A 23,271-nucleotide genomic window follows, 5' to 3' on the forward strand; every position below is an offset into this window, starting at 1 on the left:
CAGCGAGATCGGCCAGCAGACGGGACCCGGCATGGCTGACCACACCGTGGCCGTCGGCCGAGACGACGAGCTTGGGGCGCGAGGCGGTAGTGTGCACGCAGAAAGTGCCTTCCTGCTGGGATGACAGAGACCTTCGACAAGCCTCATCTTCCCAGCTCAGAGGGCACTTTCGCGTTTCGGATCAAGATCCGGACACCGCGGCAAGTGAAACAGGCAGGTTAGGCGAGGTGGTGTTTCACCCGGACAGGAACGGCTGCCACTGAGCGGCGTACGTCCTCTGCGACGTAACCACGACTGCGGTAGGAGTCCGACCGCTGTCGGATTCCTACCGCAGTCAGACCTCGTCCCTGCCCGGTGAGATCCCGGGGAGATTCACAGGCTTGCCCAGTCGGCGGCTGTCGCCGATGCGACTGCGTTGTTCAGAACGACGGTTCCGCGATGAACAGCAGGCCGGGCCGGCCGGTGGCCGGCCCGGCTCGCGATCCGGCATCGCCATCAGCACATCGCGCTTGTCCAGCTTGGGGTTGGCCAGGGCCCACAGCATCGGCATGCTGGTCGAGGCACACACCAGGTACAGCACACCTCCCAGAGGAACCGTGAATGGCTGGCGCAGTACCCGTATCCGGCCAAGCCGTCCATGTCCGACCGCTTCACCGTGGGCCGCGAGCGGCCGCACTCCACCGGGGTCGAGTCGATGATCCAGTGGCGGACCGTGTCCGAGTCCTCTGGCTGTCTTAGAAGCTGTGTCTGATGCCGACATGCCAAGACCTCGTCCAGGGCCCGGCTGGTCGCCCGGGTCCCACGGTGAGTAACAGATTGGTGTCTGCCATTTGAGAGGTCTGCCGTCTTCGTTACGTTGACGGGCAAAAGTGCTGGCGGGAGCGTTGCCCCGACCACCGCGATCCTCGGGGAGACACGTGTTCACACCACCGCCACTGACAGATGTGCCGATACCGCGCTACGCGCGCCGCTGTGTGGGCCGGGTGCTTGTGCCGCTGGTATCGCTAGGGATCTTCTCCTGGGCGCCTTTTGCCTGGTCGGCGGTACGTCAGCGTTCATTTGCTGACGCCGTCCTCGCGGCGGTCTCCTTCGTAGCGGTGATCTGCACGGTGGCATACGGCTACAGCGGGGGGAATGGCGTTGCCATCTGGATGGTGCTGCTGACGCTGATGCTGGGGGGCGGTGTGCTGGCTGGTGTCCGTACTCCGCGCACGGAGAATGTCCGCACTGGTGGCAAGCCGGCCGCGGTCTGGCTGGTCACCGCTCTGACGGTGGTCTACTTCGTCGCGGCCGGCGCTTTCGCACCGAGCGAGCCACCAAACCAGGATGAGACCACGCCGCCGGCTGCATCGCCTGCCCCTTCTCTGTCGTCTGATTCAGAGCCCACCGCAGCGGCGACCGAGTCCATCACACCACCTGACGTCCCAGAGACGAAGGAAGCAGACGAACCCGACGCCCCATCGACAGAGGAAGAGGAAGAAGCGGAGCCAGACGACAACGACGGGACGGGCGGCCAGGACTTCGACGGCCAGGTGGGCATCCAGTTTGGATACGCCTGCTCCCCCGTCGGCGCACTCGGCATCGCTGAGGACGGACGTCCCGCCAAATGCTTCATGGGCAGGGACGGCCGGGCTCGGTGGGGCTATGACTCGAACCGTGGCTAGCGTCGTGGTGGGGAACTCCCAACGGCGGGTTCTTCTTCGTACGGTGCTCGTATGGGCAGGGACGGGGTGCCCCGGCTGAGGCTGGTCGTGGTCGCGGACGGCGACATCGGTCCGCGGCTGTGCCGTGGGTGCGGTGGTCCCCTGATGCCGGGAGTGAAGGCGACGGCCGTGTTCTGCTCGTCCGCGTGCCGGTCGCGGCACTGGCGGCGGATGCGGCGGGCGCGGGCGAGGACCGAGGCGGTGACGGCCGGCGTGACGTCCAACTGCCGGGAGTGCGGCACGTCGTGGACGGTCGGGGTCGAACATCCTGTCTCGGCAACGTACTGCTCTCCCGCCTGCCGCAAACGGGCCTGGCACAGGCGGCGCGCGGCAGACAGCGGGTTGTGAGACCGCGCATTCGGCGGCTGTCATCGTGCTTCACCGCGGGGCCGTGCGCCCCTGGCAGGTGCCTGGAGTCGGCTGGATGGTGCGGAGTGACGGCCTGCCGGGGCAAGTTGACGGCATGGACAAGGTGCCGCACCCGGGTCCGCCGGGGGTGATGTCCGGATGCCCGCGATGATCGGGAGCGTGACCCGGGAACGCTACGACGAGCTGGTCAAGCTGGGGCGGGACTGGGTGGCCACGATGAGCAGTGCCCAGTGGCGGCTCGGGGATGCGGCTGTGGAGATCGAGCCGATGCGTTCGTATGGGGGTGCGAATCCGTCCGGGAAGGACGACCTGTTCACGGTCAGCGAGGCCCTCCGGATGTTCGCCGAAGACGTGGGACTGGCTTACACGACGGTCCGCTCTTACCGGTGGGTGTCCTCGCGCTGGCCGAAGGAGCGCCGGCGGGCGGACGTCTCGCACACGATCCACAAGATCCTGGCCAGGATTCCCGATGAGCAGGAACGTTTCGAGGCGGTCAACAACCCCCCTCCCAACTCGCCTGGTGGGCAGGCCCGGTGGTCGCACGACAGCGCGAAGCGGGTGGTGGGCTGGAAGGTCGACTCCCCGGAGAGCGTCCAGGAGAAGGTCGAAGCGATCCACGACCTGGCCACCGACGACGCGGTTGCGGCGGTGGTGACCACCGACTTCCTGCGCCGTCCGGCGGTCGCCGACAAGGCCATGGCCGACGACACCGCCCGGCACGCGGTCAACGAAGCCCAGTTCGACCGGTTCCGCCAGCAGGCCCAGTTCGTGCACCAGGAGGCAGCCCCGCAACTGCAGCGCATGGAGCACAGCGCCCAGTTCATGGACCTGGTCGCGGCCTGCGCGCAGTTCGTCACCACGGCCGGCAGGATCGTCCCCAACCTACGCGGCGAACACTACGACGACGCCGAACGCGACACCATCGGCCGGGGCCTTGCCCGGGTACGTGCCGCGGCCGACTGGATCGAGAACGCCGTCACCCGCGGCGAGTTCGACCTGGACGAGCAGCTGATGAGGCTGCTGAAGGGCTCGGGTGAGTAGGCGATGGGGCGGGGAGTCCCCGCTCATGTCCACGCCGAAGCGATCCTCAGCGCACTGCAGGAGGCCCGCCCCGCCGGACTGACCATCACCCAGCTGATGGCCGCCACCGAACGCACCCGCGCGCAGATCCATACCGGGCTCGCGCACCTGCGCCAGGTCGCCGCCGCGTGCGGTCTGCCGCCGGTGACCTGGGACAGAGGATACCGGCTGCTGGACGACGCGCCGGAGGTGTGGATCGGCTACGAGCGGGCCTTCTTCGGCGCCGTGCACCCCCGCGTCGCCAACTTCATCGCCGGGACCCTCCTCCCGCATCAGACCAAGACCCCGGGCGACCCCTATATCCGCACCGTCATGGCCCAGATGGGCGCGATCGAGTCCACCCTTCAGCTGCTGGCCAACCTGGAGTGAAGCAGAGCAGGAAGGCAGGAGGTGGGCCGCGACCGCACCGCAGTTGGCTCCTGACCCCCAGATCGCGGCCCCAACCCCGTGATGCTGACGAACTACCGCTACCCCTCCGACACCAGCGACGTGGAGTGGTTCCTGCTGGAGCCACTGCTGCCCACACCGGCCTGCCAGACCCCGCAGGGCGGGGCCCCGGAGAAGTGGCCTCGGCGCCGCGTCGTCGACGCCATCCGCTACATCACCGACAACGGGGCGAAATGGAGGGCGCTGCCCGCGGACTTCGGCATCCCCTGGCGCACCGTGTTCGGATACTTCGCCCGCTGGGCGAAGGCCGGCGTCCTCAAGCGCATCCTCGACCAGCTCCGCCGCCGTCTGCGTCTGCGCAGCAGCCGCTGCCCCTGGCCGGTCCGCGTGATCATCGACGCCCAGTCCGTGAAAGGCGCGGAAACCGTGTCGAACGCCACGAGGGGATGGGATCAGGGCAAGATGATCAACGGCCGGAAGCGGCATCTCATCGTTGACCAAGACGGGCTCCTGGTCGACCTGCTCGTCACCCCCGCCGACGTCCAGGAACGCGCCGCCGCCCGCATCCTGCTCACCCGGCTCCATGCCGAGCACCCCGAAATCGTCCTGGTTTGGGCCGACAACGCCTACGGAGGCGAGGAGTTCACCACCTGGGCCCAGCAAACCCTCGGCATCACCATCAAGGTCGTTCCCCGTCCCCAGGACGCCAAAGGCTTCGTCGTGCTGCCCAAGAGGTGGGTGGTGGAACGGAGTAACTCGTGGACTATGCGGGCAAGGCGCAACGCGAGGGACTACGAACGTCTGATGTCCCACGCCGAAGCCCACATCCAGTGGGCGTTCATCACCCTCATGTCCCGCCGCCTGGCCCGACACCTCCGCCGCACCGAGGCGGCCTCGGCCACCCTTGCGGCAGCCGCCTGAAGATCCGTCCCCTGCCGTTCGGATGTCCAGCATCACCGCCCCACTTCACGGCACGGTGACCAGCGGAAAGAGCACAAAGCGCAGGACGTTGTGCGGTGCACACCGTTCGCCTAGTGTCCCCGGGACCGATCCAGTGAGATGGGGGACACATGTGGCAGACCGTGCTCGGAGGGGTGCTCGCCCTCGCGGGCGGCTTCGGGGTTGCCTTCTGGCAGGCGCGGCAGCAAGCTCGCCTGGCTCGTGACGAGGACCTGAGGGACCGTCGATCAGAGTTGTATCTCGATCTGCTCACCAACCTGAGCGGACGGGTCTCATATCTGGAAGATCGCTGGTACGGCCCGAGGAATGCCGAGGACTGGGAGCTCCGCAAGCAGCTTGATGCCCGCATCGTCCTGTTCGCTTCACCGGAAGTGCGCGACCTTTGGAAGGCCGCGACCGCTGCAGCGCTCAACCTTCATTCGCACACGATCGAAGGGGGTCTTCTGGAGAACGACGGATCGCTGGTGCATGACGCCGGGCAAGATCCCACGTATGCCCGCCTTGAGGACGAGCATGAGCGCACGCGCGCTGCCCTCGAACAGCATCTTCGAGGTGACCTCGGCGCGGATAGCTTGCCCGCGCCCTGACGAAGCAGCAGGCTCCGGCGCTGGGGGTGGAACTTGAGTCCTCGGCTGCCGTTCGGATGCCCGTCCAACGACGCCGAACCGAACGGTCAGCAGAGTCACCACGGCGCGGACAATGCTGTGACCTGCGAAAAGAGGATGTGACACAGCTTCTTACGCCACCGCGGCAGCCAGACGGATCAACGACCCGTCGAGTGCGTCGGCGGAGACGACCGGCAGGCGAGGCACCTCTGCCGGGTGGGTGACAGCCGTCCAGTCGTAGGTCTGGGTCACCTCGGTGTGGCCGTCGTCGGTCGGGGTGAGCTTCCAGGTGAAGCGGTGACCTGCCGGGCGCTGGCCCGGTTGGCCGGGGGCCCAGGCGATGACCCGGTTCTCGGTGAAGGCCACGACGTGGTTCTCGATCCGGTAGTCGCCCATCTCGTCGTTGTGCATGGCCATGACGAAGGTATCGCCGACGCCGTCGACCGGGCGGGAGGTTTCGGCGTGCCGCAGGAGGCCGGTGGCGTCGAGTTCGGGGTGACGGCGGGGGTCGCGGAGCACCGCGAAGATCCGTTCGGCCGGGGCGTCCAGCACACGGGAAACGGTGGTGTGGGTCGGGTTGTCCGCGGTGACTGGGTCGGGGTAGAACCGGGCCCATGCGATCCGTCCGTCGCGGGTGGTGAGTATCACCGGGCCGCGTAGTACGACCGTCGCCCCGGTCGGGGCGGTGCCCTGCCACTCCCACTCCGACCACAGCTCGTCACCGTTTTGGGCGTGGCGCAGGATCTCGGCCCGCACGTCGGGCAGCCCAGCCAGGATCTTCGTCCAGTTCGCGGCGACCTGGTCGGAACCGATGAATCCCTCGGCCGGCCGCAGCGGTCGTTCGGCCACGTAGTCGTCGGTGAAGCAGTCGGCGATCCGCTCCGGGATATGGGAGTTGATCGCCTCGCGCAGTGCCTGGAGGGCCTGGGGGAGCATGCTGTCGATCTCCTAGCTCTGATTCGTTCTGTCCCCGTCGAGCATGAACATCGGGGGGCTGCCCGACAATCGGACACCGCCCGGACACCGCCCGGACACCGCCCCGGCCCTGGAAGGCATAATCGATCTCGTGAACGATTCGCCAGAACGGGCGCGGAAGACGAGTGGCTTCGCGGCCATGCTGCGTGACCTGCGGGAGGCGAGGTCGCTGACCCAGCAGGAACTGGCAGCTGCCGCCGGATTGTCCGTTGACGCGGTCAGCGCGTTGGAACGCGGGCGGCGGACCCAGCCCCAGCCGCACACGGTGCGGTCGCTGGCCTCTGCGCTGCAGCTCCGTGACACCGACCGCATGGCGCTGCTGTCCGCCCTGGGCCGGGCAGGGGACGAGGCCCTCGAGATGCCGCTCCGCACGTTGACGACCCGCTCGCCGTCGCCTCCGGCCGTCCCGGTGGTCGGGCGGGACGACGAGGTCGCCGAGATCGTCGCCGCTCTTCGCGGCACGCCGGGCAGGCTGGTGACGCTCACAGGTCCGGGCGGGGTGGGCAAGACCACCGTCGCGCTGGTGGTCGCGGATGTGGTGGCCGCCGATCATCCTGGCGGCGTGTACTTCGCCGACCTAACCGACGTCACCGACCCCGACGACGTCGTCGCCGTCATGGCCCGCGCCGCGGGATCCCACGCCGACACGGTGACCGATCTCGCCGCGCACCTCGCCGGGACGTCGGCCCTGCTCGTGCTCGACAACCTGGAACGCGTGACAGCCTGCGGCCCACAGCTGATCGAGCTGCTGACTGCGTCCCCCGATGCAGTGGTCCTGGCCACCAGCCGCGTACCGCTGAGGGTACGCCGGGAACGTGAGGTGCGCATCGCCACTCTCGGACAGGCGGACGCAGTAAGGCTCTTCGGCGAGCGGCTGGCCGCCGCCGGCGCTTCACCGCCCGCCGGGAGCGCGGACGAGGGTGCCGTCGCGGAGCTGTGTGGGCGGGCCGACGGACTGCCACTGGCCATCGAGCTCCTGGCCGCCGCGGCCGCCCGACTCGGGCCACGGGCGCTGCTCGAACGGGGTGATCAGCTGGTGGATCTGCCCGTGGCCAGACCGCGGGACCTGCCCGCACGGCAACGCACCATGGCTGCCACCATCGAGTGGAGCTCCCGGATGCTCGACCCTGAAGCCCGGCGGCTGCTCCCCCGGCTCGCCATGATCCCGGGCAGCTTCTCCCTCAACCTCGTTGACGCGATAGCCGCGCCGCACGCGGCGGGTGCGATGGGTGCGCTCGCCGAGCTGATCGAACACTCCCTGGTCACCCGCGGCGACGACGCAGGACTGGTCACGCGGTTCCGGCTGCTGGAACCGGTCCGCCGGTACGCGCTTGAGACGCTCGAACCGTCCGACCTGGAACAGGCCCGTCGAGGCGTGGCCCAATGGGCCCTTCGGGCGGCGCGTGAACACGGTGTGCGGATCCGGGGCCGCGGCGACATGACGGCGGTCGAGCAGGTCGAGGTCGATCGCCACGTGCTCCGACTCGGCTTCGACCAGCTCGTCGACGCCGGTCGGCACGACGACGCCGCCGAGCTGCTGTGGTCGATATGGCTGCCGCTGTGGATGACCGGGCACACCCACGAGGGCCTCGCCTGGACCGACCGCTTGCACGAGAACGTCCTGAGCGAGCGGGGCCGGGCTCGCTGGCTGGTGGCACGCGCCGGGTTCAACCGCGTCGCCGCGGACCTGTTCGCCACCGCGGAACGGGCAATGCGGCTGGCCGAACGGATCGATGACGCCTCCCTGGCCGCGGAGGCGGCGATCTTCGCGTCGGCGGCGGCACTGCGCCTGGAGGACTTCGATCGTTCGGGGGCTTTGCTGGCCAGGGCCGAGGTCCACGTGAAGGAACGCCTCGACGTCGAACACGACGTGTGGGCAGCCGTGCACGTACCTATCGGCTGCGGGGACGGCGCGCTGCTGCGCGGTGACCGGTCCGCGGCGGCGCAGCACTGGCGAACTGCCGCAGCCACGGCGCAGGAGCTGGGCAGCGGGTTCTCGGTGGCCGCGGTCCTTGTTGAGTGCGCGCATGCCGCCCGCGGCGAAGGACGCCTGGACGACGCGGCCGTGATGCTCGCCGTCGCCGGCGAGCTGGCCCCCCAACAGGACGGGCACCGACCGCAGGCACACCTGGCGGGCGTGGCCGCGGCCCTGGCGGCCGACCTCGGTGACGTGGCGACGGCGAAGTGGTGGGAGAGCGTGGCGAGGTCTGTCGCAGCCTCGTTGGACGCCGATGAGCTGGGCGAGCGGCTCCGGGAGCTCGTCCGGCGTGCCGACACCGTATCCGGGCGAGGCTGAGCTCGGCCGTACTCCCGTACCGGCGGTGTCCGGTCGGTGTCCGATGGTCTCCCCCGAGGGGGGTGGCAAGAATCGGGTTCATCAGGTCGGCCGTTCCCGCAGGCCGACCTCAGACAACCCCGAGGACGATCGTGATCACAGCGGGGCTGTTGGCGCAGAGCACCGAAACGGTGCTGGGTGTCCTGCGTGAGCGCGGCCGTCGTGGTCTGCCGTGTGAGGAACTGCAGCGACAGACGTTCAACTCGCAGTCATGTCTGCTGACCTACGGCCGCATCGCCGCGGTCGAGCAGCCGCAGCGCGAGCAGCCCCCCGACGCCCGGCACGAGGGCCGCGATGTTGACGGCCGGGGCAGGCTTGAGGCGCCATGTTGCGATCACTACGAACAGGTATGCGCAGCCGTGTATGGGGCCCATCACGGACGAGATGGGCTTGAGATGGATGGTGAACACATTGGCCAGCATCACGATCAGGGAGATCAGCTCGGCGTGAGCTGCGAGGCGTAGGTGGCGCGGTGAACGCGGAGGAATGGTCATGCTCCTGTGGTCGAGCCGGGGCGGATGATCATGAGGACGGTGACAGTCGCCCAGAGGAGGTTGAAGATGCCGGTGGCCAAGGCGAGACGGCTCGCAGTTTCGTGCGCCAGCGACGGCGTTTCGGCCGGGCTCGCCGTGTCGGTCAGGGCACGGTCCTGGCCGGGCAGGATCAGCAGGACTAGGACGCCGGCGGCCGTTGCGGTCAGCACGATCGAGGTGATCAGCCAGGCGTCTCCGAGGACTCCGAGGCTGCTGGCTGTGGCGAGGCCGAAGATGGGGACCGCGATGCCGATGCCGGCGTAGACCTTGCAGATGCGGTGCAGCGTCTGCAGGGTCGTGCGGGTGCCGTCCCGGTCTCTGGCCGTACGGCGCAGCGTCCCGGGGAACATGCTGGCACCGACGGTGACGGGGCCGACGGCCAGGATGGCGGCCAGGACGTGCAGGGACAGCAGAATCTTGGTCACGCCTGGTGCTCCACGGCCGGCCGGCGCTCGCCGGTGACCATCGAGGCCGGGAGGCGACCGGCCTTGGAGGTGCCGTTGAGCGTGTCGCCGTCCACGGTCACGTCGAAGGCCAGGTTGAGCCGCATGGGCGTGGTGATGGCCTGCTTCCAGGTGAGCCGGCCGCCGTCGAGTGCGATGTCGCTGAGTGGTACCTCCTCGCCGGTTCCGTGAGCGACGCCGGTCAGGGTGCCGTCGTTCTGCCTGCGAAGTTCCACCACGGCCTTGATCTTGCCGATGGGGGTGGAGACGGACAGGTTCCAGGTGCCTTCAACGGACATGGTGATGCTCTTTCTTGCGATGCGATACAGGCGTGAGGGACGGCCCCGCGTCGGTGAGTGCGGGCCAGGGGCTCAGAAAGGGGCTCAGAAGGTGGCTGGGGTGGGGCCCTTGGCGCGCCAGACAGTGCCGCGTCGCTCGTAGGCGAAGAGTTCCTCGACGGCGTGCGCGATGCGTGGGCCGATCTCGCGTTCCAGCAGGTACAGGCCGAGGTCGAGTCCGGAGGTGACGCCGGCGCCGGTGATCAGGTCGCCGTCGTCGACGACACGGGCGCGTACCGCGTGTGCTCCGGTGGCGTCCAGCATGTCCAGGCCCGTGTGGTGCGTGGTGGCGTGTCGCCCCTCCAGCAAGCCGGCCATGGCCAGGACGAGCGAGCCGCCGCAGACTGTGGCGACGGTCACGTCCGGGGCGTCCATCGCCTGCTTCAGGAGCGCGGGCAACTCGGTGGTCAGCGTGCGGCCGAGCAGCACGGGGATGGACTCGTTCTGCTTCCACTCACCGCTCCCCGCTCCCTCCTCCGGGACCTCGCCGGGTTCGCCGACACGGCCGGAGGCTCCGGGCACCAGGATCATGTCCGCACGTTCCGGGTCGAGTGCGGCGGTGGCGCGCAGTACCAGCCCCCCGGTACCGCTGATCACCTCGCGAGGCCCCTCCGCGGAGGCCAGTTCCACGCTCACTGCGCCCTCCGAGGCCGTGCCGCCGGCGTACAGCACCTCGTAGGGGGCGATGACATCGAGCGGGTCGAAGCCGTCGAACAGGCTGATCTGGACGTGCATGGGTCGTTCCTCCGGGATCGGTTTGCTGCGTCGTGGTGAAGCCAACCGGCTGCGGACTCGATCGCCCAGTGGCACGAGTGACATATCTCAACGGGAAATTGCCATACTCTTCTACAGGCGTCAAAACTGCTGTCACATGGGCACACTGGCATCCTGGCCCGGGGTTCGCCGTGTTCCGAACAGGTAGGTTCCCGCCATGCACACCGTCGCCGTTCTCGCGCTGGACCGGGTGATCCCGTTCGACTTGTCCACGCCGATCGAGGTGTTTACTCGGACCCGTCTGCCCGACGGGCGGCCCGGCTACCAGCTGCGGGTCTGCGCAGAGCGCGACGAGATCGACGCCGGCGCCTTCACCCTGCGCGCGCCGTGGAACCTGGAGGGTTTGAAGAACGCGGACACGATCGTCGTGCCGGGAATCGCCGACCCCACGGCCCCGCTCCCTCCTGCCGTACGCGATGCTCTGAGGTCGGCCGCCGCGTCCGGGACGCGGATCGCCTCGCTGTGCGTGGGCACGTTTCCCCTCGCGGCCACCGGCCTTCTCGACGGGCTGCGCGTCACGACCCACTGGAGTGCGGCAGACCTACTGGCCGCCCTGCACCCGGACGTCACCGTCGACGCGGACGTGCTCTATGTCGACAACGGCCAGTTCCTCACCTCGGCGGGCGCTGCCGCCGGCATGGACCTGTGCCTGCACATGATCCGTCGTGACTACGGCTCGGCCGTCGCCGCCGATGCCGCCCGTCTTTCCGTGATGCCGCTCGAACGCGAGGGCGGACAGGCTCAGTTCATCGTCCACGACCATGCCCTCCCCCCGCAGGGGTCCGAGTTGGAGACGCTGCTGGCCTGGCTGCGGGAGAACCTCGCCCGCGACCTCACCCTGGGCGACATCGCCGCGCAGTGCGGAACCAGCACCCGCACCCTGATCCGACGCTTTCGCACCCAGACCGGAACCACTCCGCTCCAGTGGCTCCACCGGGCCCGCATCCGCCAGGCACAACACCTGCTGGAGACCACCGAGCACTCCGTCGAGCGCATCGGCCACCAGGTCGGGTTCGGCTCGCCCACCGCCTTCCGCGACCGCTTCAAGCGCACCACCGGCGTCAGCCCGCAAACCTACCGGCGCACCTTCAGCTGACTCGTGATCATTCTCCTGAATGGTCATCTGTGAGAACTCTTATGCCGCTCGGGGCGGGCGGTTACCGGGTGGTGGCGCGGAGTGCGGCGTGGGAGGCGGTGGTGCAGATGCCCAGGGCTGTGGTGCTGATGTTGCTGAGGGTGTCGCCGGGGGTGTGGTACTGGGGGTCGAAGGGCTGGCCGGCGACGCCGCCGAAGACGGCGGCCTCGTGGTCGTCCTTGAGGCGCGCGGGGGCGCTGTTGACGGTGTCGATCCCGGCTACCGGGATGCCGGCGTCGAGGAAGGGGACTTGGTCGGACATGCCGTCGACCGGGCCCTCCAGCCAGGGTCGGCCGATGGCGTCGAGGTGGTCGGTGTAGTGGCGCTGCGGGCCGTCGCCGTAGACGCTGATGACGTAGTTGGGGGCAGCGACCATGTCGGTATTGAAGTAGCCGCGGACGGGTTCGAGCGGTTCGGTGGCGACGAAGTGCCGAGAGCCGCGCATCCCGTCCTCCTCGCCGCCCCACCAGCAGAACTGGGCGGGGCGTCCGGCGCGGGCGGTCGGGGAGAGAGCGAGGTCGAGCAGGAGCGCGGAGCCGGAGGCGTTGTCGTCGATGCCTGGGCCCGCCGGGACGCTGTCGAGGTGGGCTCCGAAGAGATGGCGGGGGGCGGTGATGTCCGGCGGGACGGTCAGGACGTTGAAGGTGTCGACCCGGCGCTCTTGCAGTTCGAGATCGACACGCACTGTCGCGCCCCCGGCGTCCATGTCCTGCCGCAGTGCGGTGGCGGCACTGGAGTGGACGACGGCAGCCGGGGGCAGTCCGGTGTCCCCGGGGGCGTCGAAGAACAGGCCGATGAGAAAGTCGAATTGGTCGAGGTAGAACAGCACCGCCGAGACGCCGGCGGCGCGGGCGTGGACCAAGGCCCGGCGGGCCATTGCGGTCTGGCCGTCCGCGATCCGCTGGTGACCGGACGGTCCGCCTCCTGCGTGGCAGCCCGTGCGGCGTTCCTGCCGGGCGCCGCGCAGCGTGTTCGGGCGCAGTTGCAGCAGCGCCACCTTTGCGCGGGCGTCGATCCCCTCCCAGCTGTCTGCGGCGTCGCCGAACGGGTCGCGTGGGACGACGAGTTCACCGATGTGTCCGCCGTCGGGCGATGCCGCCAAGCCATGCGCCGGGAAGTGGGTCACCTCGCGCCGCTGCGGGCGGGTCTGCTCCACGGTGTCGCGTACGAAGTCCGTACGGGGGTAGCCGAAGGGCTGACGCCGGGTGCGCAGGCCGGCCGCGTGCAGCCGGCGCTCCACGTAGCGGGCGGAGTACTCGAAGCCGGGCCGGCCGGCCGCCCGGTCGCCGCCATGCCGGGCGGCGACGGCGTCCAGTACGCGCAGGTGCTGCCGCACCCGCTCGCCCGCGCCCTCCTCAGGCGGGCAGGAGGGTGGGGCACCGTACGCCTGCCCGCCGAGGGCTGTCGGGGCCACGAGGCCGGTAGCTATCGCGCCCAGCACCCCTCTCCGGGACATCCCCTGGGGCTGCTGATGCGAGTGCGGCGATGTCATCGAGCGTTCCTTCCGGTCACTGATGGAAGAGTGTGGGATCGGGCGGGGGACGCAGGGCGGGCCCCGGGAAACGGGATTTCCCGGTGAGCCCGCTCGGGGGCGGGAAAGGAGAGAGCCGTGGCGTGTGCCGGGATCAGGCCCCGGACAGCGCCTCGGTCGGGGGCAGTCGGGAGGCCCGTACGGCCGGGTAGAGGCCGGCCAGGGCGCCGATCGCGAGGGTGGCGAGCAGGCCGCCGGCCATCGCCCAGGCTGGGACGACGGCCGGCCAGCCCTGGGAGAGGGCGTAGACGGCGGTGACGGCCGCCCCGATGACGACTCCGGCGATCCCGCCGATGCCCGCCAGCAGCTGGGACTCCGCGAGGAACTGCGTGCGGATGTTGCCGCGCCGTGCGCCCAGGGCGCGGCGTAGGCCGATCTCGGCGCGGCGTTCCAGGACGGAGATGACCATGGTGTTGGCCACGCCCACCCCGCCGACGAGGAGGGCGACCCCGCCGAGGCCGAGCATCAGGCCGGTGAAGGCCTCGTCGGTGGCGCCCTTGGCGGCGAGGGCGTCCGAGGGGCGGCTGACGAGCACTTCGGTGGGTGCCTCGGGGTTGACGGTGGCGGCGAGGACCTCGCGCACCGCTGTGACGGCGCTGTCGGTGGTGCGGACGTAGAGCGTGGTGGGGTGTCCGTCGAAGGCGAGGTGCCGCTTGGCGATGTCCCAGCCGACGAGTGCGCTGTCGTCAAGCTCGGGTGCCAGGGCCACCTCGTCGAGGATGCCGACGACGCTGAACCACTGGCCGCCCAGCCATACCTGGGAGTCGGGGCTGATGCTACCGATGCCCAGCCGGTCGGCGGCGCCTGCGCCAAGCACAGCGGCCGGATATCTGGAGGTGGCGGGATTGAGCCACTTGCCGCGGGCGAGTGTGCCGCCGACGGTGTCCAGGAGGTCGAGGCGGGTGGCCCGGACGCTGATGCTGCCGTTCTCGGCGGCCGGGATGCGGTCGTTGCGGTAGACGTACGCCTTGACCTTGCCGGTGCCGGTCGCGGACTCGACCGGGGCGATGCGGCCGACCATGTCGATGGAGCGTTCGGGGAGCTTGGCCTCGCCGCCGCTGAAGGTCCGGCCGGGGGCCGCGGTGAGGAGGTTGGTGCCGAGGCGGTCGAGGGTGCGCTGCAGTTCGGCGTGGCTGGAGGTGGAGATGCCCACGACGCCGATCATCGCCGCGATGCCGATGGCGATGCCGAGCGCGGACAGGAAGACCCGCAGCGGGCGGGCTCGCAGTCCAGAGGCTCCTACGCGGACGACGTCGCGCGTGTTCATACGAGAGACCTTCAGCACGGCGACACCGCCTGGGTGCCGACGGGGGCGCTCTGCTCGGAACCGGGCGCGGAGTCGTGCACGATGCGTCCGTCGCGCACGTGGACCTGGCGGGGCAGGGAGGCGGCGATCTCCCGGTCGTGGGTGATGATCACTACGGTGGTGCCCTCGGCGTTCAGGGCACGCAGCAGGTTCATCACGGTGGTTCCGGAACGGGAGTCCAGGGCCCCGGTCGGCTCGTCCGCGAGGAGCAGGCTCGGCCCGCCCACCAGCGCGCGGGCGATGGCGACGCGCTGCTTCTCGCCGCCGGACAGCTCGTGGGGCCGGTGGTAGACGCGGTGCCCGAGGCCGACCCGTTCCAGGGCTGTCCGGGCGGCGACACGGCGCTGGGCGAGCGGGATGCCCGCGTACAGCAGGCCCTCGGCGACGTTGTCGAGGGCGCGGACGCCGGCGGTGAGGTGGAAGTGCTGGAAGACGAAGCCGATGTGGAGCGCGCGCAGCGCGGACAGTTCCCGGTCGCCGAGGGTGGCGACGTCGTGGCCGTCGACGGTGACGGTGCCGTGGTCGGGCCGGTCTAGGCTGCCGATCATGTTGAGGAGGGTCGATTTGCCTGACCCTGAGGGGCCGACGATGGCGACCAGTTCGCCGTGGCGGATGTCGAGGCTGACGCCGTCGAGGGCGGTGACGCCCCCGGGGTAGGAGCGGGTGATGCGGTCAAGGCGCACGACGGTGGAGGTCATCGCGGCACCCCGACCTTGTCGCCCGCCTTCAGTCCGTCGCCGGTGATCTCGACCCGGCCGTTGGCGAACATTCCCGTCTTCACCGCGACGGTGGTGGTGACGGAGCCCTTGACGACTTGGACGCCGTAGCCGCCCTCCGACAGGGCGAGGAGTGCGGAGATGGGCACGGTCAGCACGTCCTTCTTCTTCTCGGCGGTGATCTCCACGTCGACGGGCGCGCCGTCGTAGCTGCCGAGCTTGTCCTTGTCCTTGTCGTCGATCCGGACGGTGACCTTGATGACGGTCCTGCCGTCGTCCCCTCCCGGGCCGCCCCCGCCGGACTCGGTGCTCGCCACCTTGCCGACGGATGTGACGGTGCCAGCCGCCCGCGCCCCGTCGGGCAGGACGACGGCCACCCCGTCGCCGCGGCGCACGAGGTTCTGCTTCTTGGCATCGAGGTCGATGACGACCAGTCGGCCGGTGCTGGTGTACGTCAGGACGGGTGAGCCGGGCCGTAGGGGCTCGCCCGGCTTCACCTCGTGGCCGGTGACGCGTATCTTGTCGCCGGCGACGACCAGGCCGGCGGGTTCGACTGTGCCCGTCTGCGGCACGCCGAGTTTCTTCTGCCAGCGCTTGACAGCCGCCGCGGTCTTGTCGGTGTACTCCTCGTCGGCAGTGAAGCCGGTGTATCCGAGGGCGGCCAGTGCACGTTCCACCTCGGCAACGTCGGGGCCTTTCATTCCGGGGCGCAGTGCGCGGTAGAGCGGGGTGTCGCCGTAGATGAGGGGGACGGGCCGCCCGTCTACCTTGAAGGCGTTCTGGCCCTGCGCGACGGTGGTGCCGGGTTTCGGCATCCAGGTCACGGTGCCCGATGCGCCGCTCAGCAGGGGCTGTTTGTCGCCGTAGCCCAGGCTGCCGGTGACGGTGTCCTGGCGGGCGAGGTCGGAGCGGGTCACGGTGGCGGTCGCCGGTGGCAGGCCGCTGCCTTTGTCGGTTTTCCCGCCGTCGTCGCCGGCGCCGTACACCACCACGCCGGCGGTACCCAGCACGACCGCGACCGCAACCGCGACGAGGGCGACGACGGTGCGGGGGCGGCGGTTGCGTGGCGGCCCCTGCGGCGTGTTGTCGGGAGACGTGTCCGGCGGGTTGTGTGCGGGTGTCTGCGCTGGATTCGCCGGAGTGGGGAGGCGGTCGGTGTGGTCCGGCCGGTCGTCGGTGGTGCCGGGTGTGTGTGTCATCCCGTCGCCGCCCGTCACCGCTGGGAGGCGGGGTTGACGTCCTTGCACTTCTCCGCAGCGGCCCGGAGCTTGTCCATGTCCTTCATGGCGTTCTGGTCGACCGGCAGGCCACCTGTCTCCGGGTCGGGGTCCGGGGCGTCGTAGCCGTTGGCGCGCAGGCACTTGACGTACTCGCGTGCCTGGGCGAGTTGCTTCGCGTCGGGCTTGTCCTGCATGTCCTGCGCGGTGGGTGCGAACTCCTTGCACGCCGCGAGCGCGGCCTCCACCTCTTCGGGGGAGGCGGTCTGCTCGGGCGCGTCCTCGCCGGCTTTTCCGCCGACCGGCGCCACACCTCGCTCGGCGAGGCAGGCGGTGTACTTCTTGTTCTTCTCGGCGGGGGTGAGTTGCTGATCGCCCTTCTGCTTGTCACCGCCTGCGGAGGCGACGCTGTCGTCTCCGCCGTTGTCGCCCCCGCAGGCGGCGAGCATGAGGCTCATCAGCGGTATGGCGGCCAGCAGGCCCCAGCGAGTACGCGAAGTGGTACGCATGCGCTCAACAATCTCTTCCGTGCCAGGCGTCTCCCGGCGTCGGGGACCAGTAGAGGTGGGGCCCGGTATCCCCGGCGTAACCGGATGTGTTTACGTTCCGGTTATCCGCGCCTCTGCCATCCTGTGCGGCATGAGAGTGCTGATCGCCGAGGACGAGCGCATGCTGGCCGACGCTCTCGCCGAGGGACTGCGCGAGGAAGCGTTCGCCGTCGACCTGGTGCACGACGGCGACTCCGCCCTGGAACACCTGTCCGTGCACGACTACGACGTGCTCCTGCTGGACCGCGATCTGCCGGTGGTGCACGGCGACGAGGTGTGCCGGGCCGTCATGGAGTCCGGTGGCAGCACCCGGGTCCTGATGATCACCGCCGCCTCCGACGTGCCCTCCCGCATCGACGGTCTCGCCCTGGGCGCCGACGACTACCTCCCCAAGCCGTTCGCCTTCGAGGAACTCGTCGCCCGCGTGCACGCCTTGGCCCGCCGCGCCCGGCCTGCGGGCCCGCCCTCCTACGAGCGAGCCGGGCTGCGGATGGAGACCGCTCGCCGCGAGGTCTACCGCGACGGACGCCACGTGCCTCTGGCACGCAAGGAGTTCGCCGTCCTTCTGGAACTGCTCCGGGCGGACGGAGCGGTCGTCTCGGCCGAGGAGCTGCTGGAGCGGGCATGGGACGAGCACATCGACCCCTTCACCAACGTCGTCCGCGTGACGGTGATGAAACTGCGCAAGAAGCTCGGGCAGCCGCAGGTCATCCTGACCGTCCCGGGCGCGGGGTACCGGATCCTGTGAGGCTCTTCGCGCGGTCGGTGCGACTGCCGCAGCCGCCCATCCGCATCCGGCTCACGCTCCTGTACGGCACCTTGTTCATGGCATGCGGGGTGATTCTGCTCGGCGTGACCTACCTGCTGCTCGAAGCAGGGCTGGCCGAACGGTTCCAGGCGGCGGGGGCCCTGTATGTCACCAGGGAGGGCGGGATCACCCCGGTGCCCGAAGCCTCACTCGACCCCCTCGCGCAGGACCTCCGCGCCAGCCAGGCGGCCAACAGCACCGGACTGCGTGAGCTGGAGGAGAGCTACCGGGCCGTGGCCCTGCAGTCCCTGCTGCGCCAGGGCGCCCTCGCGCTGGGCGTACTCACGGTCGTGGCGACGTTCTTCGGCTATCTGATGGCCGGCCGGGTGCTACGCCCCCTGGACCGGATCGCGCAGACCGCGCAGCGCATCACCTCCCGCGGCGACCTCGCCGAGCGGCTGGCGTTCACCGGTCCCCGCGACGAGGTCACCCGGCTCGCCGACACCTTCGACACAATGATGGGGCGCCTGGAGAAGTCCTTCCGGGACCAGCAGCGCTTCATCGCCGACGCCTCCCACGAACTGCGCACGCCTCTCGCCATCAACCGCACCCTCATCGAGGTGGCCCTGCGCCGCAGGACGGCCACCGAAGACACCCGGCGCCTGGGTGTCTCCCTGCTCACCGTCAACGAACGCAACGAACGCCTGATCAACGGCCTCCTTGCCCTGTCCAAGGGGGAGGCGGGGGTCGCCGACTGCACGCCCGTCGACCTCGCCGCGCTCACTCGTCACACCGCCGAGTTGCACCGGCCGCAGGCGGAGGTGGCAGGCATCGGTCTGCGGCTGGAGATACGGCCGGCGGTCGCCTCGGGCAACGCAGTGATGGTGGAGCGCATCATCCACAACCTGCTGGAGAATGCGGTCCGCTACAACGGGCCGCACGGCTGGGTCCGCCTCGCCACCGGCACCGCCCCGGACGGCGGCGCCGCTCTTACGGTCGAGAACACCGGCCCCGTGGTCGCGGACCAAGACGTGGAGGCGCTCTTCCAGCCCTTCCGGCGTCTGGCAGCGGACCGCACCGACTCCGAGGGGGGCTCGGGCCTCGGACTGGCAATCGTCCGGGCCATCGCGCGCTCCCACGGCGGCGAGGTCACGGCGCTTCCACGCAAGCACGGCGGGCTCATCGTCACCGCCTCCCTCCCCCGTTGGGTCCCGCCCCCGTCCCGCGGCGGCTCCCACGGGACCAGGGCGGGCGACACAGACGGCGCCCGGTGAAACCGGGCGACGGGCGCGGACGGGGCCACGCAAGGTCTACACCGCAGTGGTAGGCGTGGGCTCCGCGACCAGCGAGATCCGAACCAGAAGTGCCAGGCGGCACAGCACAGTCCCTCTGAGATCGGGCCGGACAGCGCAGCGGCCCTGTCGATCGTAGCCGGCGACGACCTGAGCGACTGGGCAGCGCTGCTTCCTTCGCCGCGCTCAGCGGCGTCAGTCCCGTCGAGCAGTCCTCGGGCCAGAGCCGGCATCGCCCGCTCAACCAGGGCGGGGACAGACAGACCAACGCGCCTTGCTCCGCATCGTGTCACCTCCATGCGACAGGACGAACCCACCCGCATCAATTCGGAGCGGTGCACCGCCGAAGGAAGAGGGAAGCGCGAGGTAGTGCACTGCCTGAAACGCTACAAGGGGTGAGCATGCTGGTCGTCGCCGATCCGTTCGGTCGGCCGCCTGATCGCGTTGGTCGGCAAGAACTCCTGATTGCGGCTCAGGTCCGGGGAGGCCGCGACACCGCAGCGGCTCTCGCATCTGACGGTCGCGCTGCCCGAGCAGTTGCCGCCTCCCTACTCGGCTGCACATGTCGGCGCGGCTGAAACCTGGTTCCGGATCACTTTCCGTGCAGCGCTGACGGGCGGTCACGGGCCCGCCCCGGTCACCGTACGATCACCCGGCCAGCGGTCTCCGCGTCCCAAGCCAATGTGGCAACTGGCGGACATCCATGGGCCCGTCATACTCCGAAGCACAATGCGGCCTCCGGCCCCATCACCAGGTTCGGGCCCCACCCCCGGATGTGGCCGTCAGGGGGTGGGCGCGAGGCCGACCTGGAGGATGCCGAGGTAGTTGTCGATCGCTGCACCCTGCCGCTCCGCAGGGTGCTCACTGACAGCGTGAATCAGTCCGCACAAGAGCTTGAGCAGGTTCTCGCCGGTGAGGGTAGGGAGCGGGCTGATACGAGCGAGCAGGTGAGAGGTGACTTCGACCAGCTCCGTCTTGGCCCGGTGCAAAGAGTCCGTCTCGTCGGACCCCGTGATCAGAACGTCAGTGAGGCCGGGTTGGGCCATGGCTGCCAGGAGTGCCGTGCGGAGGAAGTCAACAAGGGCCTTGATGGGGTCGGGGTGTCTGCCGACTGCGGTCGCGGCATCGATGAGTTCTCGGACCGCCTCGGTCAGGACGGACTCCAGCATGGCCCGCTGCGTGGGGAAGACCCGGTAGACCGTCCCCACGCCCACTCCAGCCTTGCGTGCGAGCTCGTTGAGGGTGAGCGTGATCTCCCCACGAATGATGGCACTGTGGGCCTCCTCGAAGATCCTCTGCCTGTTGCGTGCGGCGTCGGCTCTCATGGCCCTCCTCGAAATCTATGTGGATAGCCTATCAGGCAGGTGCTAGAGTGAAGTGGATAGCTAATCCACTTAACCTTGCCGGGAGCGGTCATGACCGTCGTGTTGATCCATGGAGTGCCCGAGACGCCCTCCGTCTGGAACAAGCTCCAGGAGCGGATCGACCGCCCCACCACAACCCTGCGGCTGCCCGGATTCGGCAGCCCTCGCCCGGCTCACCTGGACGGTAAGGAGGCATACGCCGCCTGGCTGGCGAACGAGCTGCGAGCCCTCGGTGAGCCCGTCGACCTAGTCGGCCACGACTGGGGTGCGCACCTGGTGATGCGGATCGTCTCCGCCTACGAGGTTCCGGTGCGCAGCTGGGTGTCCGACGTCGCCCACGGCTGGCACCCCGACTATCAGTGGCACGAGGCGGCGACCCTCTTCCAGAAAAGCCCGGACGGTGAGGAGTTGCTCGCCTCGTTGCGCACGCAGACTCCTGGCAGTCCCAGCTTCGGTGACTTCCTCCGCCCCCGAGGGATGAGCGCCGAACTGGCGGCAGAAGTCGACAGCGTCCACGACGAGGAGATGAGCACGGCCATCCTGACCCTCTACCGTTCGGCCTGGCCCAACTTCCACACCGACTGGGGCCAGAGCTTCGACCGCCCCGCTCCGGCGCCGGGGCTCGTCCTGATCCCGACTGGCGATCCCATGGCCCAGCCTGCAATGGACCTGGACATGGCTAGGCGAATCGGGGCGCAGGCAGTGGAACTGGACCACCTCACGCACTACTGGATGCAGCAGGACCCCGATCGGGGCGCGGAGGTGCTGAACCGGTTCTGGGGGACCGCATGACATCCGGGTAGTGAGCAGCCTCCTTGCGATGACGAGGCCGCTCGCACGTGAGGGCGGGACCGTGATGGCGGTGACTCAGTCCGGTCCCGGGCCGAAGGGTGAGCCGGCGAAATCGAGGGGGCTCGACCTCACCCTCCAACTCCTCCGCGCCAGGAAGGACGGCCAACGCCGTAAGCGACGTCCACTCATCGATCTCGCTCCGCCAAAGATTGCACGGTCGGTCACCGATGCCGGGAGGAGACAGCACCAGGAACAGCAACTCAGCGACTGGAGATCGAGGTCCGGATCGACGCTGCAGTCCGGAAGCACGCCTCCGCCGTTTCACTGAGAGGTCAACTACACTCGCGACGATGCCTCCGACCAGGCCATACGGCGAACCACTGCGAAATACCGGGACCCCCGCGACACGTCCCGGCCGGAACGCCCTCACAGCCAGTCGTGTGTCCACGCGTAGCGGGCCGCCTCGTGGCGGGTTCGGGTCTGGGTCTTCTGCATGGCGTTCGACAGGTAGTTGCGTACGGTGCCCTCAGCCAGGTGCAGGCGGGTGGCGATGTCGGCGACGGAGTAGCCGTCGCGGGTGCCGCGCAGAACATCGAGCTCACGGTCGGTAAGGGGGCAGTCGTCGACGACGGCGAGCGCGGAGACGTCGGGGTCGATCCACCGCTTGCCCGCGTGCAGGGTTGTGATCACGTACGTGATGTGGGCGGGCTCTGCTGACTTACCGACGAAGCCTTGGACGCCGAGTTTCAGGGCTTTGCGCAGCACGCCGGGGCGGGCGTGCCGGGTCAGCATAAGGATCACCTGCTCGGGCCGGGCACGGCGGATCTCGGCGACCGCGCCCAGGCCGTCCACGCCGGGCATCTCGAGGTCGATGACGAGCACGTCGGGCCGGTGTTCGAGTGTCGCCCGGATCGCGGATTCGCCGTCCTGTACCTCGGCGAGCACCGTGATCCCGCCCTCCAGGGCCAGCAGCGCCGCCAGGGCCTTGCGCAGGAGTGCTTCGTCGTCGGCCAGCACCACCGTCGTCATGTCTCGGTCCTCCCGTACGGGAAGTGTGCGCGGGTAAGGAAGCGCCCGTCCCTCTTCTCCACCGTCAGCTCCCCTCCGTTGTCGGCCACTCGTTCCCTGAGCGTGGACAGTCCACTGAGACCGGACAAGGGCGTGGGCCCCGCGCCGTCGTTGAGGACGGTGATACCCCCCTCCGAGAGCAAGATCCTCACGTATGTGGCCTGGGCATGGCGCAGGATGTTGGTCGTCGTCTCGCGCAGCACCTGGCCGAGCAGTTCGTTGGCCCGCCAGTCGACCTCGGCCTCCCGCTCCACCCGGACATGGATTCCGGCGGCCTCAAAAAGGTTCTTCGCGTTCTCCAGCTCGGCGGACAGGTTGAGTCTTCGCTTTGCGTAGGCGAGCTCCCTGGTCTGGGTGATGGTGTCGCCGATGAGGGCGCGTACCTCCCGTAGCTCCTCCTCCGCGCGCCTCACGTCGGTCCCCAGCAGCTTCTCGGCTAGCGTGATCTTCAGTTTCACCACGTGCAGGGTGTGCCCCTGGATGTCGTGCAGATCGCTGGCGAACCGCATCCGTTCCTGGATGACGGCCAGCTCGGCCTCCCGTTCCCGCGCATCTTCCAGCTCTTCGACAAGGTCGTAGAAGACCTGGCCGGCGAACATGCTGCCTGTCACCACTACCGTGCTCCCCACCGGGATGAGGACGTACCGGAGCAGGAGGTCCGTCACGTCTTCTGGCGCGATCAGGAGCCTGGCCGCGCCCACGAGGGCGACGAAGGCGACGAGTCCGAGGGCGGCCGAGACACGGTGGCGCGGCAGCTTGGGCGTGTAGAGCGAGCCGACGACGCAGATGCCGTAGAACGCGGTGTGGGCGTCCATTACCAGCGCGCCGACGATCCACACCGCTGCCGTGACGATCAGGCAGGGGCGGACGACGCGCGGGATGCCGACCGCCGTCCACCGTGCGGAGGCGACGAAGGCTGCGATCACACCGGTGCTCAGGACTGCCGCCTGCCACCAGGTCCGAGCGTCGACCGCGATCAGCAACGTGCCCACCGACAGGGTGGCGACGATCATCATGAGGACGTTGAGCCGACGCATTCGTTCACGGGTTTC

Annotated in this window: 24 protein-coding genes and 2 pseudogenes; 12 read left to right on the forward strand and 14 right to left on the reverse strand. The window is 69.3% G+C overall.

Features of this window, described 5'->3' with window-relative positions:
* Positions 1–422: 422 nt before the first annotated feature.
* Positions 423–705: pseudogene (locus QMZ92_RS30610) on the reverse strand (IS982 family transposase); the annotation flags it as partial.
* Positions 706–917: 212 nt separating this feature from the next.
* On the opposite strand from QMZ92_RS30610, the gene QMZ92_RS30615 reads away from it, so the two are divergent.
* From QMZ92_RS30615 to QMZ92_RS30635, 5 genes are all read left to right on the forward strand, one after another.
* On the forward strand, positions 918–1,664 hold the full coding sequence (locus QMZ92_RS30615; RefSeq protein WP_283300823.1) for a hypothetical protein: 747 nt from the start codon (positions 918–920) through the stop codon (positions 1,662–1,664).
* Positions 1,665–2,231: 567 nt separating this feature from the next.
* Positions 2,232–3,113: a DUF6192 family protein gene (locus QMZ92_RS30620; RefSeq protein WP_283300824.1), complete on the forward strand. Its 882-nt coding sequence runs from the start codon at positions 2,232–2,234 to the stop codon at positions 3,111–3,113.
* A 3-nt stretch (positions 3,114–3,116) separates the two neighbouring features.
* Positions 3,117–3,521, forward strand: a complete 405-nt coding sequence (locus tag QMZ92_RS30625; protein WP_283300825.1) for a RacP protein — start codon at positions 3,117–3,119, stop codon at positions 3,519–3,521.
* Between the two features lie 81 nt (positions 3,522–3,602).
* On the forward strand, positions 3,603–4,460 hold the full coding sequence (locus QMZ92_RS30630; RefSeq protein ID WP_283300826.1) for an IS5 family transposase: 858 nt from the start codon (positions 3,603–3,605) through the stop codon (positions 4,458–4,460).
* Positions 4,461–4,609: 149 nt separating this feature from the next.
* A complete protein-coding gene (locus QMZ92_RS30635; RefSeq protein ID WP_283300827.1) occupies positions 4,610–5,086 on the forward strand; it encodes a hypothetical protein in 477 nt (158 codons plus the stop codon).
* 150 nt (positions 5,087–5,236) lie between these two features.
* Here QMZ92_RS30635 and QMZ92_RS30640 read toward each other — a convergent pair whose 3' ends face one another.
* Entirely contained in the window at positions 5,237–6,040 is an 804-nt protein-coding gene (locus tag QMZ92_RS30640) for a nuclear transport factor 2 family protein (protein WP_283300828.1), read from the reverse strand.
* Positions 6,041–6,170: 130 nt separating this feature from the next.
* On the opposite strand from QMZ92_RS30640, the gene QMZ92_RS30645 reads away from it, so the two are divergent.
* A complete protein-coding gene (locus tag QMZ92_RS30645) occupies positions 6,171–8,375 on the forward strand; it encodes an ATP-binding protein (RefSeq protein WP_283300829.1) in 2,205 nt (734 codons plus the stop codon).
* A 149-nt stretch (positions 8,376–8,524) separates the two neighbouring features.
* Positions 8,525–8,650: pseudogene (locus tag QMZ92_RS36140) on the forward strand (reverse transcriptase/maturase family protein); the annotation flags it as partial.
* On the opposite strand, the gene QMZ92_RS30650 reads toward QMZ92_RS36140, so the two are convergent.
* From QMZ92_RS30650 to QMZ92_RS30665, 4 genes are all read right to left on the reverse strand, one after another.
* Positions 8,624–8,908 (reverse strand): DUF3817 domain-containing protein, encoded by a 285-nt coding sequence (locus QMZ92_RS30650; protein WP_283300830.1) that lies wholly within the window; start codon positions 8,906–8,908, stop codon positions 8,624–8,626. The pseudogene QMZ92_RS36140 and the gene QMZ92_RS30650 overlap by 27 nt on opposite strands.
* Positions 8,905–9,372 carry a DUF2269 family protein gene (locus tag QMZ92_RS30655; RefSeq protein ID WP_283300831.1) on the reverse strand — a complete coding sequence of 156 codons (468 nt, stop codon included), beginning with the start codon at positions 9,370–9,372 and terminating at the stop codon, positions 8,905–8,907. The genes QMZ92_RS30650 and QMZ92_RS30655 overlap by 4 nt, the downstream gene beginning before the upstream one ends.
* On the reverse strand, positions 9,369–9,689 hold the full coding sequence (locus QMZ92_RS30660) for a hypothetical protein (RefSeq protein ID WP_283300832.1): 321 nt from the start codon (positions 9,687–9,689) through the stop codon (positions 9,369–9,371). Before QMZ92_RS30660 ends, QMZ92_RS30655 begins: the two co-directional genes overlap by 4 nt.
* Positions 9,690–9,773: 84 nt before the next feature.
* A complete protein-coding gene (locus QMZ92_RS30665) occupies positions 9,774–10,463 on the reverse strand; it encodes a DJ-1/PfpI family protein (protein WP_283300833.1) in 690 nt (229 codons plus the stop codon).
* 196 nt (positions 10,464–10,659) lie between these two features.
* On the opposite strand from QMZ92_RS30665, the gene QMZ92_RS30670 reads away from it, so the two are divergent.
* The gene (locus QMZ92_RS30670) at positions 10,660–11,598 is read left to right on the forward strand and encodes a GlxA family transcriptional regulator (protein WP_283300834.1); all 939 of its coding nucleotides are present in this window, start codon (positions 10,660–10,662) and stop codon (positions 11,596–11,598) included.
* Positions 11,599–11,659: 61 nt separating this feature from the next.
* On the opposite strand, the gene QMZ92_RS30675 is transcribed toward QMZ92_RS30670, so the two are convergent.
* The 5 genes from QMZ92_RS30675 to QMZ92_RS30695 all read right to left on the reverse strand — a co-directional run bounded on the left by QMZ92_RS30675 (position 11,660) and on the right by QMZ92_RS30695 (position 16,916).
* Positions 11,660–13,051, reverse strand: a complete 1,392-nt coding sequence (locus tag QMZ92_RS30675) for a M28 family peptidase (protein ID WP_283300835.1) — start codon at positions 13,049–13,051, stop codon at positions 11,660–11,662.
* A 211-nt stretch (positions 13,052–13,262) separates the two neighbouring features.
* On the reverse strand, positions 13,263–14,435 hold the full coding sequence (locus QMZ92_RS30680; protein WP_283300836.1) for an ABC transporter permease: 1,173 nt from the start codon (positions 14,433–14,435) through the stop codon (positions 13,263–13,265).
* A gap of 11 nt (positions 14,436–14,446) precedes the next feature.
* Positions 14,447–15,172, reverse strand: a complete 726-nt coding sequence (locus QMZ92_RS30685) for an ABC transporter ATP-binding protein (RefSeq protein ID WP_283300837.1) — start codon at positions 15,170–15,172, stop codon at positions 14,447–14,449.
* Positions 15,169–16,389, reverse strand: a complete 1,221-nt coding sequence (locus QMZ92_RS30690; protein WP_283300838.1) for an efflux RND transporter periplasmic adaptor subunit — start codon at positions 16,387–16,389, stop codon at positions 15,169–15,171. The genes QMZ92_RS30685 and QMZ92_RS30690 overlap by 4 nt, the downstream gene beginning before the upstream one ends.
* Positions 16,390–16,403: 14 nt before the next feature.
* A complete protein-coding gene (locus tag QMZ92_RS30695; RefSeq protein ID WP_283300839.1) occupies positions 16,404–16,916 on the reverse strand; it encodes a hypothetical protein in 513 nt (170 codons plus the stop codon).
* Positions 16,917–17,046: 130 nt separating this feature from the next.
* Between QMZ92_RS30695 and QMZ92_RS30700 the strand changes: the two genes are divergently transcribed.
* From QMZ92_RS30700 to QMZ92_RS30710, 3 genes are all read left to right on the forward strand, one after another.
* On the forward strand, positions 17,047–17,703 hold the full coding sequence (locus QMZ92_RS30700; protein WP_283300840.1) for a response regulator transcription factor: 657 nt from the start codon (positions 17,047–17,049) through the stop codon (positions 17,701–17,703).
* Positions 17,700–18,977: a sensor histidine kinase gene (locus QMZ92_RS30705; RefSeq protein ID WP_283300841.1), complete on the forward strand. Its 1,278-nt coding sequence runs from the start codon at positions 17,700–17,702 to the stop codon at positions 18,975–18,977. The genes QMZ92_RS30700 and QMZ92_RS30705 overlap by 4 nt, the downstream gene beginning before the upstream one ends.
* A gap of 176 nt (positions 18,978–19,153) precedes the next feature.
* The gene (locus QMZ92_RS30710) at positions 19,154–19,573 is read left to right on the forward strand and encodes a hypothetical protein (RefSeq protein WP_283300857.1); all 420 of its coding nucleotides are present in this window, start codon (positions 19,154–19,156) and stop codon (positions 19,571–19,573) included.
* A 204-nt stretch (positions 19,574–19,777) separates the two neighbouring features.
* On the opposite strand, the gene QMZ92_RS30715 is transcribed toward QMZ92_RS30710, so the two are convergent.
* On the reverse strand, positions 19,778–20,320 hold the full coding sequence (locus tag QMZ92_RS30715; protein WP_283300842.1) for a TetR/AcrR family transcriptional regulator: 543 nt from the start codon (positions 20,318–20,320) through the stop codon (positions 19,778–19,780).
* Positions 20,321–20,410: 90 nt separating this feature from the next.
* Between QMZ92_RS30715 and QMZ92_RS30720 the strand changes: the two genes are divergently transcribed.
* Positions 20,411–21,151, forward strand: coding sequence for an alpha/beta fold hydrolase (locus tag QMZ92_RS30720; protein WP_283300843.1), 741 nt, complete (start codon positions 20,411–20,413; stop codon positions 21,149–21,151).
* Positions 21,152–21,577: 426 nt separating this feature from the next.
* Here the strand turns inward: QMZ92_RS30720 and QMZ92_RS30725 are convergent, their stop codons facing one another.
* Together QMZ92_RS30725 and QMZ92_RS30730 are read right to left on the reverse strand one after the other, a co-directional pair.
* On the reverse strand, positions 21,578–22,180 hold the full coding sequence (locus QMZ92_RS30725; protein ID WP_283300844.1) for a response regulator transcription factor: 603 nt from the start codon (positions 22,178–22,180) through the stop codon (positions 21,578–21,580).
* Positions 22,177–23,256, reverse strand: a complete 1,080-nt coding sequence (locus tag QMZ92_RS30730) for a sensor histidine kinase (protein WP_283300845.1) — start codon at positions 23,254–23,256, stop codon at positions 22,177–22,179. The genes QMZ92_RS30725 and QMZ92_RS30730 overlap by 4 nt, the downstream gene beginning before the upstream one ends.
* Positions 23,257–23,271: the final 15 nt, after the last annotated feature.

It is taken from the genome of Streptomyces sp. HNM0645 (assembly GCF_030056615.1).
Classification (GTDB): Bacteria; Actinomycetota; Actinomycetes; order Streptomycetales; family Streptomycetaceae; genus Streptomyces; species Streptomyces marianii.